Source organism: Microbacterium sp. UBA837, from assembly GCF_002296025.1.
GTDB lineage: Bacteria > Actinomycetota > Actinomycetes > Actinomycetales > Microbacteriaceae > Microbacterium.
Genome location: NZ_DBHD01000003.1, coordinates 69,345 through 86,622, shown reverse-complemented (window position 1 = coordinate 86,622; position 17,278 = coordinate 69,345). Strand labels below are relative to the sequence as shown.

The 17,278-nt window shown below is 67.2% G+C and carries 17 protein-coding genes and 1 tRNA gene; 8 read left to right on the top strand and 10 right to left on the bottom strand.

Annotated elements, in window-relative coordinates; all coding sequences use genetic code 11:
• Positions 1-1,525 (top strand): sensor histidine kinase (locus B3587_RS00505; protein WP_349675792.1); only part of this gene is annotated, 1,525 nt, incomplete at its 5' end.
• Here the strand turns inward: B3587_RS00505 and B3587_RS00500 are convergent.
• The 6 genes from B3587_RS00500 to B3587_RS00475 form a co-directional block, all read right to left on the bottom strand.
• Positions 1,519-3,093: an FAD-dependent oxidoreductase gene (locus B3587_RS00500; RefSeq protein WP_292725741.1), complete on the bottom strand. Its 1,575-nt coding sequence runs from the start codon at positions 3,091-3,093 to the stop codon at positions 1,519-1,521. The genes B3587_RS00505 and B3587_RS00500 overlap by 7 nt on opposite strands.
• On the bottom strand, positions 3,090-3,989 hold the full coding sequence (locus tag B3587_RS00495; RefSeq protein WP_292725739.1) for an FAD:protein FMN transferase: 900 nt from the start codon (positions 3,987-3,989) through the stop codon (positions 3,090-3,092). The genes B3587_RS00500 and B3587_RS00495 overlap by 4 nt, the downstream gene beginning before the upstream one ends.
• A 13-nt stretch (positions 3,990-4,002) precedes the next feature.
• Positions 4,003-4,464 carry an FMN-binding protein gene (locus B3587_RS00490; RefSeq protein ID WP_292725737.1) on the bottom strand — a complete coding sequence of 154 codons (462 nt, stop codon included), beginning with the start codon at positions 4,462-4,464 and terminating at the stop codon, positions 4,003-4,005.
• A 92-nt stretch (positions 4,465-4,556) separates the two neighbouring features.
• Positions 4,557-5,591, bottom strand: coding sequence for a ribose-phosphate diphosphokinase (locus B3587_RS00485; protein WP_228177003.1), 1,035 nt, complete (start codon positions 5,589-5,591; stop codon positions 4,557-4,559).
• Positions 5,566-7,032, bottom strand: a complete 1,467-nt coding sequence (gene glmU / locus B3587_RS00480; protein WP_228177002.1) for a bifunctional UDP-N-acetylglucosamine diphosphorylase/glucosamine-1-phosphate N-acetyltransferase GlmU — start codon at positions 7,030-7,032, stop codon at positions 5,566-5,568. The genes B3587_RS00485 and glmU overlap by 26 nt, the downstream gene beginning before the upstream one ends.
• A gap of 1 nt (position 7,033) precedes the next feature.
• Positions 7,034-7,105: transfer RNA gene (locus tag B3587_RS00475), tRNA-Gln, on the bottom strand.
• An 84-nt stretch (positions 7,106-7,189) separates the two neighbouring features.
• Between B3587_RS00475 and B3587_RS00470 the strand changes: the two genes are divergently transcribed.
• The 7 genes from B3587_RS00470 to B3587_RS00440 all read left to right on the top strand — a co-directional run bounded on the left by B3587_RS00470 (position 7,190) and on the right by B3587_RS00440 (position 13,966).
• Entirely contained in the window at positions 7,190-7,687 is a 498-nt protein-coding gene (locus B3587_RS00470) for a MarR family winged helix-turn-helix transcriptional regulator (protein WP_228177001.1), read from the top strand.
• The gene (locus B3587_RS00465; RefSeq protein WP_228177000.1) at positions 7,680-8,240 is read left to right on the top strand and encodes a hypothetical protein; all 561 of its coding nucleotides are present in this window, start codon (positions 7,680-7,682) and stop codon (positions 8,238-8,240) included. The genes B3587_RS00470 and B3587_RS00465 overlap by 8 nt, the downstream gene beginning before the upstream one ends.
• 67 nt (positions 8,241-8,307) lie before the next feature.
• Positions 8,308-9,624: a GNAT family N-acetyltransferase gene (locus tag B3587_RS00460; RefSeq protein ID WP_228176999.1), complete on the top strand. Its 1,317-nt coding sequence runs from the start codon at positions 8,308-8,310 to the stop codon at positions 9,622-9,624.
• Between the two features lie 39 nt (positions 9,625-9,663).
• A complete protein-coding gene (locus tag B3587_RS00455) occupies positions 9,664-11,481 on the top strand; it encodes an ABC-F family ATP-binding cassette domain-containing protein (RefSeq protein WP_292725732.1) in 1,818 nt (605 codons plus the stop codon).
• Between the two features lie 264 nt (positions 11,482-11,745).
• Complete coding sequence (locus tag B3587_RS00450) at positions 11,746-13,431, top strand: FAD-dependent oxidoreductase (RefSeq protein WP_228176997.1); 1,686 nt, start codon at positions 11,746-11,748, stop codon at positions 13,429-13,431.
• Positions 13,431-13,718, top strand: coding sequence for a metal-sensitive transcriptional regulator (locus B3587_RS00445; RefSeq protein WP_374197992.1), 288 nt, complete (start codon positions 13,431-13,433; stop codon positions 13,716-13,718). Before B3587_RS00450 ends, B3587_RS00445 begins: the two co-directional genes overlap by 1 nt.
• 86 nt (positions 13,719-13,804) lie before the next feature.
• Positions 13,805-13,966: a hypothetical protein gene (locus B3587_RS00440; protein ID WP_195691894.1), complete on the top strand. Its 162-nt coding sequence runs from the start codon at positions 13,805-13,807 to the stop codon at positions 13,964-13,966.
• Positions 13,967-14,041: 75 nt separating this feature from the next.
• Here B3587_RS00440 and B3587_RS00435 read toward each other — a convergent pair whose 3' ends face one another.
• Genes B3587_RS00435 through B3587_RS00420 form a run of 4 tightly spaced genes read right to left on the bottom strand, consistent with a single transcriptional unit; the run spans position 14,042 to position 17,278 of the window.
• The gene (locus tag B3587_RS00435) at positions 14,042-14,956 is read right to left on the bottom strand and encodes an ABC transporter substrate-binding protein (RefSeq protein WP_228176995.1); all 915 of its coding nucleotides are present in this window, start codon (positions 14,954-14,956) and stop codon (positions 14,042-14,044) included.
• Between the two features lie 38 nt (positions 14,957-14,994).
• On the bottom strand, positions 14,995-15,756 hold the full coding sequence (locus B3587_RS00430; RefSeq protein WP_292725729.1) for an ABC transporter permease: 762 nt from the start codon (positions 15,754-15,756) through the stop codon (positions 14,995-14,997).
• Positions 15,753-16,439: an ABC transporter permease gene (locus B3587_RS00425; protein WP_228176993.1), complete on the bottom strand. Its 687-nt coding sequence runs from the start codon at positions 16,437-16,439 to the stop codon at positions 15,753-15,755. The genes B3587_RS00430 and B3587_RS00425 overlap by 4 nt, the downstream gene beginning before the upstream one ends.
• Positions 16,436-17,278: an ABC transporter ATP-binding protein gene (locus B3587_RS00420; RefSeq protein ID WP_292725727.1), complete on the bottom strand. Its 843-nt coding sequence runs from the start codon at positions 17,276-17,278 to the stop codon at positions 16,436-16,438. Before B3587_RS00420 ends, B3587_RS00425 begins: the two co-directional genes overlap by 4 nt.

The window sequence follows — 17,278 nt, the reverse complement described above, 5'->3', positions numbered from 1 at the left end:
TCGGGGCGGATGGCGACCATGGGGCCTCGAGGGGCGCCTGGTCGTCACGATCGTCGCGGTCGTGGCCCTGATCTTCGCCACAGTCAGCATCGCCACGGGCGCGATCCTCGGCTCGATTCTGCAGTCGAACCTCGACAACGAGGTCACCGAAGCCACGGCCAAGGCGCTGCGAACGGTACACGATGCACCCCAAGTAGCCGCGGGGACCGAGGATGCCGCCGCGCTCCTGGCCTCGGGACCCTTCGAGCCGGGCTTTCTCATCGTTATCGAGTCAGCCTTCGGCTCCGTCACGGGTGGCTACATCGACGCCGACGGAACCGCGTCGTCCCTGAACGACTCTCAGGTCGCCCAGATCGTGCAGCAGCTGGGCCAGCCGGGCGAGGGCGGCCCCGTCCGCGAGATAACGATCGACGGTGTCGGCACCTACCGGATGCTCGCACTCGGCGGCGGGAGCTTCGCGATCGCATCGGGCCTGCCGGTCAGCCAGGTGACCGAAACGCTCGCGCAGATCGCAACGACCGTCGCCCTGCTGACAGCGGGGGGTCTTGTGCTTCTCGGGCTCGCCGTCACGGTCATCGTGCGACGGAGTCTGCGGCCGCTTCGCGTGGTAGCTGACACCGCCGAGCGTGTTGCGAGTGTTCCCATGGCTGAGGGCGAGGTCTCGATCGCTGATCGCGTTCCGGCATCCGAAACCGATGAACGCACCGAGATCGGTCGGGTCGGTCACGCGTTGAACACACTCCTGGATCACGTCGACGCGTCGCTGGAAGCCCGCCAGCGTAACGAAGAGCGGATGCGTCGGTTCGTCGCCGACGCGAGCCATGAACTGCGCACGCCGCTGGCCTCGATCCGCGGATACTCCGAACTCTCGCTGCGCGATCCACAGCTGAGCGAGACTACCGAGTCGGCCCTGTCCAGAATCCAGGCGCAGTCGCTGCGGATGACGCGGCTCGTCGAAGACCTGCTGCTTCTCGCGCGTCTCGACGAGGGCCAAGAGCTCGTCTACGGGGTGGTCGATCTCACGCAGCTCTCCGTTGAAGCGCTCGGCGATGCGCAAGTCGCCGGTCCCGAGCACGTCTGGCTGCTGGAGGTCGATGAGGAGCCGGTGACCGTTCCCGGCGACTCCGCTCGGCTGCAGCAGGTGGTCGTAAACATGCTTGCGAACGCGCGGACCCACACACCCGCGGGAACCGAGGTCACACTATCGGTCGGCCGAGAGAGCTCACCGGCCGCGGGCGGGCCAGCCACGGATGCTGCGGTCATCCGTGTCCATGACAACGGACCGGGGATCGAGCCTGCCATCGCCGACGAACTGTTCGAGAGGTTCTCACGCGCCGACAGATCACGAGCCCGGCAAACCGGTGGCACCGGGCTGGGTCTGTCGATCGCGCGGGCCATCGTCCACGCTCACCACGGTGAGATCTCGGTGGAGAGCAGGCCCGGAGACACCACGTTCACGGTGCGGCTTCCGCTTCCGACGCACGCCGACCGGACTGGCCCCGCGGCACGGGCTGCAGCTCAGTAGCCGCTGAAGGCGTCAGTCGTCACCGACTTCGCCCGCTCGAGGGCCGGCGCGAGGTCGGCGATCAGTCGCGGCGGCCCCGAGATGGCAGCGTGCCGGGCGTGCAGGTCGGGAACGACCTGCAGCAGACCTGGTGCGTCGAGGCGCACTCCGCGCGCCCACTGCCAATTCTGTGGCAGTGGGCCCGGGTCATCGCGCGTGAAGACCACGACGGGGACGCCGGATGCCGCGATGTCGTCGCGGAAAGCCAACTCGGCAGCCTCGGAGGCTACGTACACCAGAACGATGTCGCGGTGCTGCCCACTCGCTTGCAGATGCCGCAGCTGCGACACGAACGGGGTGATACCGATTCCGGCGGCGACCATGAGGAGGGGGGTTTCGGCCCGGTTCGGGAGCACGAAGTCTCCCCAGATGCCGGTGACTGCCAGGGATGCCCCGGCATCGACCTCCGCCAGCGCGCGCTTGTAGGAGCTGGGCGCGGGGCCGCCGGAGCCTGCCGGGTACTCCCGGAACGCGATACGGATCGCGGGAAGGTCTTCGGGGGCCGACGCGATGCTGAACTCCCGGCGCGTGCCGCGCGCATCCGGCCTGCGGTGCGGGACGTCAAGCTCGAGGTACTGCCCGGGGAGGAAGTGGATGCGGCGCTTGGCGGTGAAGGTCAGCATTCGTACCGTCGGGGTGATCATCTCGCGCGAGTCAAGGGTCAGCCGAACAGCAGCCCGCACCGAGAACGCGAAGGCAACCAGGTTCCCCACCAACAGGGCACGCTCCTGTCCCAGGGTGATTTCGCCGAGCGAGATCGGCCACCCGGCGAGGACACCGACGACACCGGCGACAAGGAACTGCTGCCACCGCCGGGGTGGGAGGGTGAGCGGCTCCGACAGCATGAACACGCCGAGGAAGAGGAACGGCGAGGACCACAGCAGCGACCAGAAGATCGTCAGCGCATCGACGGCGAGCCCGGCAGTCTGGTACTGGATCGAGGTGCGCGCGAAGCCGACCGCGACGGCGACAAGCAGGAACACCAGAACCATGCGGATCTTCTCGGTGCGCCACAGCACCGCCAGCCCGAGAATGACGACGGGAGCTGCGAGAACCGGCGTTCCCACCCACCACGCCGATGCGCCGAGCGCCGGAATCCAGATGCTCACGATCGTGAGAACTGCAGCGCCCACCGCGGCGGGGTTGAAGATGTGGCGGCCCCGCCAGGCCAACAGATACTTGGATGCCGCGGCCACGGCTCCTGCCAGCGCGACACCGACCAGAGCGACCGGTTCGAGAGTGGGCCGCAGGACGAACAGCAGGATGAACGCGGTGATCACCGAGGACTCAAGCCGAAGCGACTGCCCGATGATCCGGTGCGCAACGACATCGACGATGCCGCACGCGACAGCAAGCACCGCGAGGGTCGCGAGCAGCTCCAGGGGGCTGGGCGCCACGAGGCCGAAGAATGAGACTCCGAACGCAACGACGGTCAGGGCGAGCAGCGCCAGGAAGACCATGCGATACATCGAGACCTTGCCGAGCACCGCGAACACGCGGTTCCAACCTGCGGTCAACCATCCGATCATGTGAACAACTCTGCCCTACACCGCTCCGTCCCGAATCCGGGAGACCATTCGACGCGGCCGACCGTCGTCATCCGCACCCACTCGACGCCCCACCGATACGCGAGCTCCGCGCCCCCCTCGAAGAACAACGCGGTAGCCGCAGCGTCAGCCACCATCGCGGTGGGGGCTACAGCCCAGGTCGCCGCGACGGTTCGAACCGGCACACCGGTGCGCGCGTCGAGCACGTGGTGAAGACCATCGCCCCAAGCCCGCCGGTTCGTCGCCGAGGCGCACAGCGCGGCATCCTCGAGGTCGACGACACCGATGATCCGCGTCGGGTCGTACGGATGCTCAAGACCGATCCGCTCACGCACACCCGAGCAGCGCACGTCGCCACCGGCATCGACAGTGAGGGCACCCTGCTTCTGCCCCTCGAGGTGATCCAGAACGAGATCGACGAGGCGACCCTTTCCGATCGCGCCGACGTCGATGAGAGCCGGTTGCGAGAGCGTCAGCGCGCGGTCGTCGATGGAGACAACTCGCCGCCAGTCGGCTGGGGCGTTGACAGGGGCGCTCTGGCGGAGCGAATAGGACCTGTCGTAGCCGAGCGCTTCGAGCGAGACCCCGACGAGCGGGTTCACCGCCCCGCCCGTTGCAGCATCAAGGTCCGCGTAGATCGCGAACATCGCCTCGGCGTCGGCGGGTAGCGGACGGGAACCCCCGGACGCGAGAGCGCTGACGGTTGAGTCCTCGCGAAAGCGCGACCACTCGCGGTCGAACTCGGCGATCATGACGAGGACGGCGGCGCGTTCGTCGTCAGTGAGGGGCTCGTGAGTATCGATCGCCCACTGCGTTCCGATCGCCTCGAAACGCCAGCCCGGGCGCGGCCCCCCGGCGACGCGGGCTTCGTCACTCATTGGACCGACAGGATCAGGCAGCGGCCTCGGCCTTGATGAGCTCGACAGCCTGCATGAATCCACCGCTCGTCAGCGAGGATCCCGACACTCGGCTGACCGAAACGTCATCGAGGCTCTTGCCCACCACCTCGTCGGTGATCCCGCCGATGAACTGGGACTGGTATTGCTCGGATTCGCGGGCCTGCGGGTCGCCGGTGACCTCAACGTCGGTCACGGTGTCGTCTGCAATCGTGAGGGTAACCGTGACCGTCTCAACAGATTCAGGCGTCGCGTAGGACCCCTCCGCCGTGTACGTGCCGTCGGCATAGCCGCCGGACGAGCTCGATCCCGAACCCGCGTCAGTTCTTCCGGCATCCGTCTGTGCGGAGCCGGTGTCGGCGGCTGTGGTCGCGCCGCACCCGGCAAGGCTGAGAACGCCGGCAACACCCACGAGGGCGACGCCCACGCGTACGGGGCGGGAGGGGGTGCGAATCATGAGCAGTCCTTCCTAGAGGTCGTCTCCGCCATCGTTGCTTTCATGCCTATGCATAGGCTTTGAGGCGGCGACGAACGCGGAGAGATCTCGGCTCAGGCGGCGCCGTCGAACATGCTGGTGACCGAGCCGTCCTCGAAGACCTCGCGGATCGCACGCGCCAGCAGCGGTGCGATCGGGAGCACAGTGAGGGTCTCCCAGCGCTTGCGGTCGGGGATCGGGATCGTGTCGGTCACCACGACCTCATCGATTGCCGCATCCTGGAGCCGTTCGCTGGCCGGGTCGCTGAAGACCGCGTGGGTCGCGGCGACGATGACGCGCTCGGCGCCGTTCTTCTTCAGCGCCTGCGCGGCCTTCACGATCGTGCCACCCGTGTCGATCATGTCGTCGACGAGAAGACAGACACGACCGTCGACCTGGCCGACGATCTCGCTGACCGTGACCTGGTTGGCCACGTTCGGATCGCGACGCTTGTGGATGATCGCCAGCGGTGCGCCTAGGCTGTCCGACCAGGTGTCGGCAACGCGCACACGTCCGGTATCCGGCGAGACGACGGTGAGTTTGGCGCGGTCCTCGGGCGAGAGGTTCTCTTCGAAGTACTCCAGCAGCACCGGCTTGGCGAAGAGGTGATCGACAGGCCCGTCAAAAAACCCTTGGATCTGGGCGGCGTGCAAATCGACGCTCATCACCCGGTCGGCGCCGGCAGTCTTGACGAGGTCGGCGACCAGACGCGCGCTGATCGGCTCACGCCCGCGACCCTTCTTGTCTTGGCGGGAGTACGGGAAGTACGGCGCGACAACGGTGATCCGCTTCGCGGACGCCCGCTTGGCGGCATCCAGCATGATGAGCAGCTCCATCATCCACTCGTTCACGGGCGGACCGAAGGACTGGATGAGGAACAGGTCGCACCCGCGGATCGAGACCTCGAAGCGGGTCAGGATCTCGCCGGAAGCAAACGTGCGGTACTCCGTCGGGACGAGATTCGTGCCGAGCGCCGTCGCGACGTCGTCCGCGAGGCTCGGGTGCGAACGGCCGGATGCAACGACCAGGCGCTTCTTGGTCTTGGCGACCAGGCCGGGAGCGATACCGCTATCCCTGTCGAGATCAACCGTCTTGTTCTTGCTCGCCATCGTCCGCTTCCTGTGCGGACCGGGCCCGCGCGGCGACCTCGGCGGCGGCTGTTCCCGGTCTGTTGTTCTCGACCCATCCCTCGATGTTGCGCTGAGGGGCAACGCTCAGAGCCAGCGCACCGGGAGGGACATCCTTGCGGATGACGGCACCGGCACCGGTCTTCGCACCGTCTCCGATCCTAACGGGCGCGACAAAGACGTTGTGCGACCCGGAGTGGACCTCGTCACCGATCTCGGTGCGGTGCTTGGCGAGATCGTCGTAGTTGGCCGTGATCGCCCCGGCGCCGAGGTTGACGCCGCGCCCGATTGTGGTGTCGCCGATGTAGGACAGGTGCGGAACCTTGCTCCGCTCACCGATCGTGGAGTTCTTTATCTCGACGAACGTACCGACCTTGCTCTGGGCGTCCAGCGTCGCACCCGGGCGCAGGTAGGCGAACGGGCCGACAGTGGCGCCGCGGCCGATGACGGCCAACGTCGCGTCGGTGCGGGTGACCGTCGCGTTCTCCCCCACCTCGCAGTCGACGAGCGACGTGTCGGGTCCGATCGTCGCCCCGCGCTCGACAGTTGTTGCGCGCAGGACGTGCGTGTTCGGCAGCACCGTGACGTCGGGAGCGAGCGTGGCTGTCACGTCGATCCAGGTCGTGGCCGGATCCAGGATCGTCGCACCCTCGAGCTGCCAGCGACGGACGGTCCGCGCATTGAGCGCGCGGGCTGCTTCCGACAGCTGCACCCGGTCGTTCACGCCGAGCGCGTCCTGCGCCGCCGGAGCGTTGGATGCCGCGACGACCTCGCCCGCGGTGCGGAGGATGCCGATGACGTCAGTCAGGTACTTCTCGCCCTGCGCGTTGGCCGTGCCCACTGAGGCAAGGCTCGTGCGCAACTGCGCGGCGCGGAACACATAGATTCCGGTGTTGATCTCCCGCACCGAGAGCTCGTCGGGCGACGCATCCTTCTGCTCGACGATGCGTTCGACCGCCCCGTCGGCACCACGGATGACGCGGCCGTAACCCGTGGCGTCGTCGAGCGTCGCGCACAGCAGCGTGGCGCATGCAGCCGCAGCGCGGTGACGCGCGAGCAGCCCCTCGACGACGCTGACCTCGACCAGGGGCACATCGGCGCTGAGCACCAGCACGTCGCCGTCGAAGCCGTCGAGCGCGGCCAGGGCCAGTTCCACCGCGCGACCGGTGCCGGGGATCTCGTCCTGGTCGACGACATCAACTCCCGGAAGCAGGCCGGTCACGGCATCCGCCACCAGATCCCGCTCGTGACGGACCACGACCACCGCACGCTCCGGCGCCAGTGCCGATGCGGTGCGCAACACGTGGCCGATCAGCGGAAGCCCACCGATCTGATGAAGGACCTTCGGCGTGGCGGACTTCATCCGCGTCCCCTGGCCTGCCGCCAGAATGACGACGGCGACGGGGGTTGGGTTCTCAGCCATGCTCCGCCGCCAGGACTCGAACCTAGACTTCACAGCTCCAAAGGCTGTCGTGCTGCCATTACACCACGGCGGACCGGCGCGTAACGCGGCCGCGAACCAGTCTGCCAGAGGACGAGTCGGCCGGGATAATGGCCCCATCAGTCGAGATAATGGCTCAGTGTCCGCAGAATCCGACGAAGTCGACCGCATCGTCGGTGCCTGGAGTGCCCAGCGGCCCGACTTGGACTTCTCTCCACTCGAAGTTCTCTCGCGGGTGGACCGCCTTTCCCGCCACCTCGACCGGGCACGCCGCGAGGCCTTCCGCCGTTCCGAGCTCGAGCCGTGGGAGTGGGATGTGCTGTCGGCACTGCGACGGGCGGGCGAGCCGTTCCAGCTGAGCCCGAAACAGCTGCTGCAGCAGACACTCGTGTCCTCGGGCACGATGACCAACCGCATCGACAGGCTCGTCGGTCGCCGGCTTGTGCGGCGTGAGTCCGATCCGGGCGACGGACGCGGCATCCTGGTGACCCTCACCGACGAGGGACGAACCCGTGTGGATGCCGCCATCACCCGTCTCGTGGACGCTGAAGCGGTGCTGCTCGAAAGCCTCTCCCGCGCCGACCGTGACCGCCTCGCAGCCCTGCTGCGCAAACTCTCCCTGGGGTTCGATGTCTGACAGAGAAGACGGATTCATGGACGCCGGTTCGCCCGAGACTCCCGCCACCGGAAATCGCGATGGGGCGAGAACAGGGGGCTGGCACGACTGGTTCGATGTCCGGTTTCGAACACCGGCTGCGGTGTACGGACTCATCGTCTACTCGGCGCTCTTGATGATCACGTCCGATTACGAGACCGATGTGGCCGAAGTGGTCGTGTCATCGGTAGCCACGCTCATCGTGTTCTTCATTGCCCACGTCTTCGCCTATACGCTCGCCGACCACGGCAAGCATCCGCTGGGCACAGCCACACGCTACGCGTTGACACACTCGGCTGGAATGCTGTGGGCAGCAGTGCCGCCCACGCTTGCCATGGTGATCGCCGGGGCCGCGGGGAGGACCGCGGATGACGCGTCGGCCTATGCGCTGTGGGTCACGATGCTGGTGCTCGCGTTCCTCGGCTACGTCGCCTATTCCCGCACGGGCGCCGGAATCGCCAAGCGCATCCTTGGTGCCACCGGAACCGCCTTTCTCGGCGCCTTCGTCGCGATCCTCGAGTACGCCTTCCACTGAGCACCGGCTCGCTGGAGCGACGGGGCGGGCGGCATGCTGTGTCGCACTGTCCGCGTAGCGTGGGGGCATGATGAGTGACGACCAGCAGCCATTTCACGACGCGCCACTTGACGCCGCGATGTCGGAAGCTCTCGCCAACCAGGGCCTGCGCATCGAGCAGATCGACAACGCCACGAGGGTGCAGAACGATCCGTGGTTGTCCGCGGTCGCTCGCGGGTTTCTCGAAGACGAGCCGGTCGAGGTTCGCCGCGAAGCCTTCGTCGGACACACCGCTCACCGCCGCAAGCTCGGCGTCTACGATGCCACCTGCCCGCAGCCCGAGATTCCGGTCGCGACGTTTGCGTCATGGCCCACCGAACTCACCGTCCCCGGTGGCACCGTCCAAGCCAGCGCCATCAGCTCGGTGACCGTTGCACCGACGCACCGGCGGCGCGGCATCCTTCGTTCTGTGATGGCGGGGGAGCTGCGAACCGCCGCCTCGCTCGGGCTGCCGGTGGCAGCGCTGACCGTCAGCGAGTCGACCATCTACGGCCGGTTCGGGTTCGGTGCGGCAGCCGCCGCTGCGAACTGGGAGATCCGCACGCGGCGTGCCGGGTGGATCGGACCCGAGGCACCGGGGCGCGTGGACTTCGTTTCCCGCGACCAGGCGCGAGAGGTCGCCGAAGCCCTGCACGAGCGCGTGCGCGTCACCTCCCCCGGCGAGATCGCTCTTCCCGGAGGACATCTCAATCGGTTCTTCGGCACGAGCCCCGATGCCGAGAAGGCCGAGCGGCTGCGCACCATCCAGTACCGCTCGCCCGCGGGTGAGGTTGATGGGCTTGCGGTCTACCGCGTGGTCGAGAACCCCGACGACTTCAGCGAGTCGACGCTCGAGCTGTCGTGGCTGCTCGCCGCGACCGACGATGCGTACGCGGGCCTGTGGCGGTTCCTCCTCGAGATGGATCTCATCGCGCTTCTGCGCGCATCAGAACTCGGCCTCGACGAGCCCCTATGGTGGATGATCGCCGACCAGCGGGCCGCGAAGATCACCGTGACCGACCATCAATACGTGCGCATCCTCGACGTGCCGGCAGCTCTCACGAGCCGACGCTTCGGCGCCGCGGACACCATCGCCCTCGAGGTTGACGACTCGCTGGGGATCGCGGGTGGCACGTTCATCGCGACGACGGATGCCGAGGGTCGCGCGACAGTTGAGGCAGTCGATGCTCCCCCGGCCGGTGTTCCCCTGCTGCGGCTCGGCGTACGCGAGCTGTCGTCGCTGTTCCTGGGAGGCGTGTCGGTGTCGACCCTGGCCCGTGCCGGTCGAGTCGAAGCTGACGATCCGACGCGGATCGCACGCGTTTTCCAGACCGTCGAGTCCCCCCGATTGAGCTTCTGGTACTGACGCGCGGCTGAACCCCGCGCGGCGCCTAGCCTGGAAGGGATGGCACATCTTCTCGGCGCTGAGTCGCTGCACCTCGAGTTCCCCACGAAAGTGGTTTTCGATTCCGTGACCCTCGGCATCGCCGAAGGTGACCGAATCGGGATCGTCGGACGAAACGGCGACGGCAAGTCGAGCCTGCTCGCCATGATCGCCGGCCGCCTCGAACCGGATGCCGGCAAGGTCACCGTACGTGGCGGCACCCGCATCGGTGTCGTCGACCAGCAGGACACCCTCGATGACAACCAGACGGTGGGACGAGCGATCGTCGGCGACCTCGACGAGCACGAGTGGGCAGGCGACGCCCGCATCCGTGACGTCCTCGCCGGGCTGGTCACGGACCTGGACTGGAACGCTCCCCTCTCGACCCTGTCGGGCGGTCAACGGCGCCGCGTCGCCCTCGCAGCAGTGCTCATCGGCGACTGGGACGTCCTGATCCTGGACGAACCGACGAACCACCTCGACGTGGAGGGGATCGCGTGGCTCGCCGCACATCTCAAGAAGCGGTGGACAGCGAACACCGGGGCGCTGCTGGTTGTGACCCACGACCGGTGGTTCCTCGACGAGGTGTGCACCCTCACATGGGAGGTGCACGACCGGATCGTCGAACCGTTCGAGGGCGGCTATGCGGCCTATATCCTGCAGCGCGTCGAACGCGATCGCCAGGCTGCCGCCATCGAGGCACGTCGACAGAACCTCGCGCGCAAGGAACTAGCCTGGCTGCGCCGCGGCGCCCCGGCACGAACCTCCAAGCCGAAGTTCCGCATCGATGCGGCCAACGCGCTGATCGCGGATGTCCCCGAGATCCGCAACTCCACCGAACTGCAGTCGCTGGCAGTCACCCGCCTTGGCAAAGACGTGGTCGATCTGCTGGATGCCTCGGTGAGTTTCGATGGCCGCGAGATCCTCCGAGACATCGAGTGGCGCATCGCGCCGGGCGAGCGGACCGGAATCCTTGGCGTCAACGGCGCCGGGAAGTCTACCCTTCTCGGGCTCGTCGACGGCAGCGTCTCTCCCACGGGCGGCCGGGTCAAGCGGGGAAAGACCGTGCGGGTGGCAACCCTCACGCAGCGTCTCGACGAACTCGAGCAGCACCTGGCCGACCCTGTACGTGTCGTGATCGGTGGGCTCCGCACCAGCTACACGATCGGTTCCGGCTCGAAAGCGCAAGAACTCACCCCAGGCCAACTGCTTGAACGGCTCGGCTTCTCATCCGCGCAGCTCTCGACTCCCGTGCGCGACCTCTCGGGAGGGCAAAAGCGCCGCCTGCAGCTGCTGTTGATCCTGCTGGACCAGCCGAACGTTCTCATCCTGGACGAACCGACCAACGACCTCGATACCGACATGCTCGCGGCGATGGAAGACCTCCTCGACTCGTGGCCGGGCACTCTGCTGGTCGTCTCCCACGACCGGTACTTCCTGGAGCGCGTCACCGACCAGCAGTACGCGATCCTCCCCGGACCCGGCGGCGCGGGACGACTACGGCACCTCCCCGGCGGGGTGGACGAGTACCTCCGGCTGCGAGAGCAGACCACGGATGCCGGACCTGACCGATCCGGCGCCGCGTCGGCAGCCCAGCAGACGTCGGAACCGGGGCTGTCGGGCGCCGATCTGCGCGCTGCACAGAAGGAGCTGAGCGCGATCGAACGCAAGTTGGAGCGACTGACCCAGCGCACCGCCGAGATCCACGAGCGGATGGTAGCGCACGACCAGAGCGACTTCGCGGGTCTGACGCGCCTCGGCGATGAACTCCGCGAGGTCGAAACAGAGACCGCCTCTCTCGAGGAGCGGTGGTTCGAGCTCACCGAGCTCGCAACCTAGCCCCCTCCTCCAGCCGAGTTGTCCCTCCTCCAGCCGAGTTGTCCCTCCTCCAGCCGAGTTGTCCCTCCTCCAGCCGAGTTGTCCCTCCTCGAGCCGAGTTGTCCCTCGTCGAGCCGAGTTGTCCCTCGTCGAGCCGAGTTGTCCCTCGTCGAGCCGAGTTGTCCCTCGCTGGCACGAGGTGGCTCTCGTGATGCGGTCAGCTTGCCCCCCGTATACCCCCTGGGGTATGCTCATTGCATCTCTTCTCCAGAAAGTGAGTGCTCCATGCGCATCGTCATCGTAGGCGGCGTGGCCGCCGGGATGAGCGCGGCCGCCCGCGCCCGCCGTCACGACGAGTCAGCCGAGATCATTGTGCTCGAACGCGGCCCCGAGGTCTCGTTCGCGAACTGCGGCCTTCCGTACCACGTCGGCGGCGAGATCCCCCACGAGGGGTCGCTGCTTCTGCACACGCCCGAGACCCTGCGCGCAAGCCTCAACCTGGACGTGCGGACCGGGCACGATGTGACAGCGATCGACACGGCCGCGAAGGCTGTCACTGTCGCCTCGACCTCCGGCGTCGAAGACCTCAGCTACGACGCGCTCATCCTCGCACCGGGCGCCGTCGCCATTCGGCCGCCCCTCCCCGGGCTCGACTCCCCGCGAGTGCGGACGCTTCGCACCGTGGCGGACGCCGTGACCCTCAAGAAGTGGGTCGATGACGGCGCCACGCGCGGCGTCGTGCTCGGCGCCGGGTTCATCGGACTCGAGGCCGCCGAGGCCCTGCGCCATCGCGGGCTCGAGGTCGACGTCGTCGAGCTTGCCCCGCATGTTCTCCCGCCGCTCGAGCGCGAGATGGCCTCTGTCGTGACGACACAGCTGCGAAATCTCGGCATCCGGGTCCACGCCGGTGTCGCCGCCGAGAGCGTCGAGGTCGGCGACGATGAGGATGTCGTCGTCCTCGCGGATGGCACCCGCATCCCGACCGACCTCGTGGTCCTCTCGGTCGGCGTTCGCCCCGACACCGCGTTCGTGGAGACTGCAGGAATCGAGACGGCTCGAGGCGCGATTGTCGTCGACGATCGCGGACGCACCTCCGCTGAGGGAGTCTGGGCCGCCGGCGACGCGGTCATCAGCACGGATGCCGTCACAGGCGTCCAGCGCCCCGTGCCCCTCGCCGGCCCCGCCAACCGCGCCGGTCGGCTCATCGCCGACGACATCTTCGGCATGGCTGGCGGCCGGCCCATCCCCCAGCCCGTCGGCACTGCCATCGTGCGCGTCGGCGAGATCACGGCAGCGATGACCGGGGCGAACCGTGCGAGCCTGGATGCCGCGGGAATCGACTACACGACGATCCACCTGCACCCGATGCAGCACGCCGGCTACTTTCCTGGAGCCTCGACCGTGCACCTGATCGTGCATGTCTCGACGGACGATGGACGAGTCCTTGGAGCGCAGGCCGTGGGTTATGAAGGAGTCGACAAGCGCATCGATGTTCTCGCGACCGCGATCCGTGCCGGCCTGCCGGCGACCGACCTCATGGATCTCGACCTTGCCTACTCGCCGCCGTACGGTCAAGCCAAAGACGCCGTGAATCTCGTCGGGATGGTCGCCGAAAACGTCGAGAACGGGCGGCTGAAGCTCTGGTATGCCGACGAGCTCGACCAGATGCGGGAATCCGCACTGATCCTCGACGTCCGAACTCCGCGCGAATACAGCAGCGGCCACATCGAGGGGTCGCTGAACATTCCACACACCGAACTTCGTGAGCGCATCGACGAGGTACGTGAGGCAGCGCAGGGCCGCCCGATCGCAGCGCTGTGCGCGGCGGGCGTCCGATCGAACATCGCTTACCGCATCCTGGTAGGAAACGGCTTTGACGCGTTCTCCCTGTCGGGTGGGACGCAGACCCTTCGCCAGTGGTGGGGCGATCAGGCCGCCAGCATTCTTGTCAGAGAAGAGGTCCACGCATGATGATCACCGGCACCCCCGAGGAGCAGGCTGCAACACGCAAGCGCATCACCAACCGGCTCAAGCGCGCACAGGGTCAGCTGAACGCTGTCATCGCTTCGGTTGAGGCCGGTGACACGTGCCGCGACATCGTGACGCAACTGTCTGCCGTCACGAGCGCTCTCGACCGCGCCGGGTTCGCCATCATCTCGGCGGCGATGCGCGACTGTGTCGCCGACCCGGACGGCACCGCCGAGGCCGAGGGCCTGACGCAGGAGGAGCTCGAGAAGCTCTTCCTGTCGCTCGCCTGAGCCGCATCCCCGAACACTCATCGCTCGGACCGTCACGGTGACGGACCGCCATTTGTGCTGCCCGCGCAGCCAGTGAAGGAGACACCATGTGCTATCAGACGACGTGCCGGAAGTGCGGCAAGGTCACGTGGGGCGGCTGCGGCCAGCACGTGCAGCAGGCCCTCGCCGGGGTCCCGAAAGCGCAGCGCTGTGCCGGGCACGAAAACGAGCCATCGAAAGGCTTCTTCGCGAGCCTGTTCGGCCGCTGACCCACCACCCCTCCAACGCCGGAGCGGCTGCCACCCTCTCTCTCGGGTGGCAGCCGCTTCGTTGACGTCGCGCTGTTAGCTCAGGCCGTTCTCCTGCAGCCACTGCGACGCGATGTCGGCGGGCGACATCTCGTCAACCGTGCTCTGCACGTTCAGCGCAACCAGACCCTCGGGGGTCAGGGCGGCGCTCACGGCGTTGATGACGTCGGCGATCTCGTCAGCGACATCCGCGTTCACGACCGGGACGACATTCGAAGCCAGGAAAAGCCCCTCGGGGTCCTCGAGAACGACGAGGCCCGCGGTCTGGATGCGCGGGTCGGCCGTGTAGATGTTGGCGAGGTTGATCGTGCCAGCTTCGAGGTCCTCGAACGTGGTGTCGCCCGTCGCCGAGAAGCCGACGTCGATGCCGTACACGTCGGCAAGCCCCGTCGGCCCGTAGGGGCGCTCGGCAAGCTCCGGCGGGCCGCCGAGCGTCAGGGGCTCGGTGACGTTAGCGAGATCGGCGATCGAGACGAGACCGTACTGATCGGCGAATGCTGAGGTGACGGTGTACGAGTCCTGGTCGGTCGCGGTGGACTGGTCGAGCACAACCAGTCCTTCCGGCAGCGCGTCGGGCAGTGCCGCGTAGACCTCATCGGCTGTGCGTGCCGTCGTCTCAGGGTCGAAGTACTGCAGGAGGTTTCCGCTGTACTCCGGGAAGAGCGTCACCTCGCCGCTCTCGAGCGCCGGGATGTAGGCATCCCGCTGCCCGATGTTGAACTGACGCTCGACATCAAAGCCGGCGTTCTCGAGAGCCTGCGCGTAGATCTCGGCGATGATCTCGTTGGAGTAGTAAGCCTGCGAGCCGACCACGATCGTGTCGGACATCATCTCGCCGCTGCCGCTACCGTCGGTGGGTTCCTCGAGCGGGTTGCCCGAAGCGCAGCCGGCCAGCAGCAGCGCGGCGGCGCCGACGAGCGCGGCGGCGCGGAGGGTGCGTGTGGTGGTCATGGTGCCTCTTTCTTTTCTGGTGGTGCGGGATGGTGCGGTCAGGTGGACGGGCTAGACGCGACGGTGTCAGGGACCCGAGCGGGCGTTTGGGCGGACCGGGGCCCGGTGTCGGATGGCGTACGCCGGGTCTTCGTGGCGCGCTGTCCCCGCGGCACTGCAGCGCGCTGCAGGAGCGCGAGCAGACCATCGAGGACCAGGGCGAGAAGGGCGACGAGAATCGATCCGGCAAGAACCTGATCGAACGCCCGCAGTGGAAGGCCCTGGATGATCGGGAATCCCAGCCCACCCAGGTTCACGTAGGCGGCGATGGTGACGGTTGCGACGACCTGCAAAGTGGCGGTCCGCAGCCCGCCGACCAGCAGCGGGAGACCCAGCGGAACCTCGACGCGCCACAGGATCTGCCAGCGAGTCATCCCCATGGCGCGCGCCGCGTCGATCGTGGCCCGATCGATTGCCTGGAGGCCCGTGTAGGCGCCGGCCAGCAGAGACGGGATGGCAAGGAGGACGAACGTGATCAGCGCAGCCTCAGCCCGGCGCGTCACACCGATGACCAGGACGAGAAGAATCAGTAGCCCGAACGAGGGAATGGCGCGCGCCGCGCCCGAAACGGCAACAGCGACCTCGCGTCCTTTGCCGGTGTGTCCGATTGCCCAGCCGATCGGCACGGCGATGAGAGCGGCGATTCCGACGGCGGCGAAGGTGTAGCCCAGCTGCTCGAGCAGCAGCGTTGGCAGGCTGTATCGGCCGGACCATTGTTCGGGTGCGATGATCCAGGCCCAGGCGTCGATGAGAAGATTCATGCGCTCGCCTCCGCAGGAGCAGCGGATGAGGCTGCGCGAGGCCGTACTCGCGTCCGGCGCGTCCACGGCATCAGTATCCGCCCGATCAGAACCAGCACGAGATCGATCACGAGGGCGAGAATGACGACGGCGACAACCCCCGCGAGGACCTCGGGGATGATGCGGCGCTGGAGACCATTGGTGAACAGGTACCCCAGATTCGACACGCCCACGAGAATGCCCACCGGTGCAAGCGCGATCGTGCTCACGGCAGCAACCCGCAGACCCGCGAGGATGACGGGGCCGGCCAGCGGAAGCTCGACGGCGAAGAACCGACGCGCACCTGAGAAGCCCATAGCAGTGGAAGCGCCACGTACGCCCTCGTCGACAGAGTTGAGTCCGTCGACAACCGACCGCACCAGAAGCGCGATCGCGTAGAGCGTCAGCGCGAGGATGAGGTTCAGATCGCTGAACGCTACATACCCGAAGAGGGCGGGGAGCAGAAACAGTAGCGCGAGCGAGGGGATGGTGTACATCAATCCGGTGATGGTGACGACAGCACCCCGGAGGAGACGGAACCGCCAGGCAAGAAAGCCCAGCGGAATCGACAGAACGAACCCGAGGAGGATCGCGATCAGACACTGGCGGAGGTGCTCCACCGACAGCTGGAGGATCAGGCCGAGGTTCTCCAGAACCCAGCTCACGACGGGACGCCTCGCGCGCTCTCGTCCGGATCGCTGAGCATGCCCTGCGTGCGCCCCTGCCCATCGATCACTGCAGTGCCGGTGGCGGTCTTCTTCAACCGCAGCGAGCGCTTGCCCTGATCGGCGCCGATGAACGAGGCCACGAATTCGGATGCCGGATTCTCGAGGATCTCACTCGGCGTACCGACCTGCGCGATGTGCGCGCCCTTCTCGAGGATGACCACCTGGTCACCCAGCAGAAACGCCTCGTCGATGTCGTGCGTGACAAACACAATCGTCTTGTCGACCTCGTCCTGCAGCCGCAGCAACTCCTGCTGCAGTTCGGCGCGCACGATCGGGTCGACAGCGCCGAAGGGCTCGTCCATCAGCAGGATGTTGGGGTCAGCCGCAAGGCCGCGCGCCACCCCCACGCGCTGCTGCTGGCCGCCGGAAAGCTGGCTCGGGTAGCGCTTGGCGAACGATCGATCAAGACCTACCGTGTCCATGAGCTCGAGACCGCGGCTCCGAGCCGCCGAGCGCGACAGTCCCTGCAGCACCGGAACCGTCGCGATGTTGTCGATCACGGTGTAGTGCGGCAGGAGGCCCGAGTTCTGCATGACGTAGCCGATCCCCCGGCGCAGCTTGACGGGGTCCTTGCCGGCGATGTCCTCGCCATCAATGGACACGACGCCGGACGAGGGCTCCACCATGCGGTTGATCATGCGCAGCAGAGTCGTCTTGCCGCAGCCCGAGGAGCCGACGAAGACCGTCGTCTTGTGCGCGGGGAGCGTCAGGTTGAATCCGTCGACCGCTCGGGTTCCGTCGGGAAACTGCTTCGTGACGTCGTCGAAGATGATCAC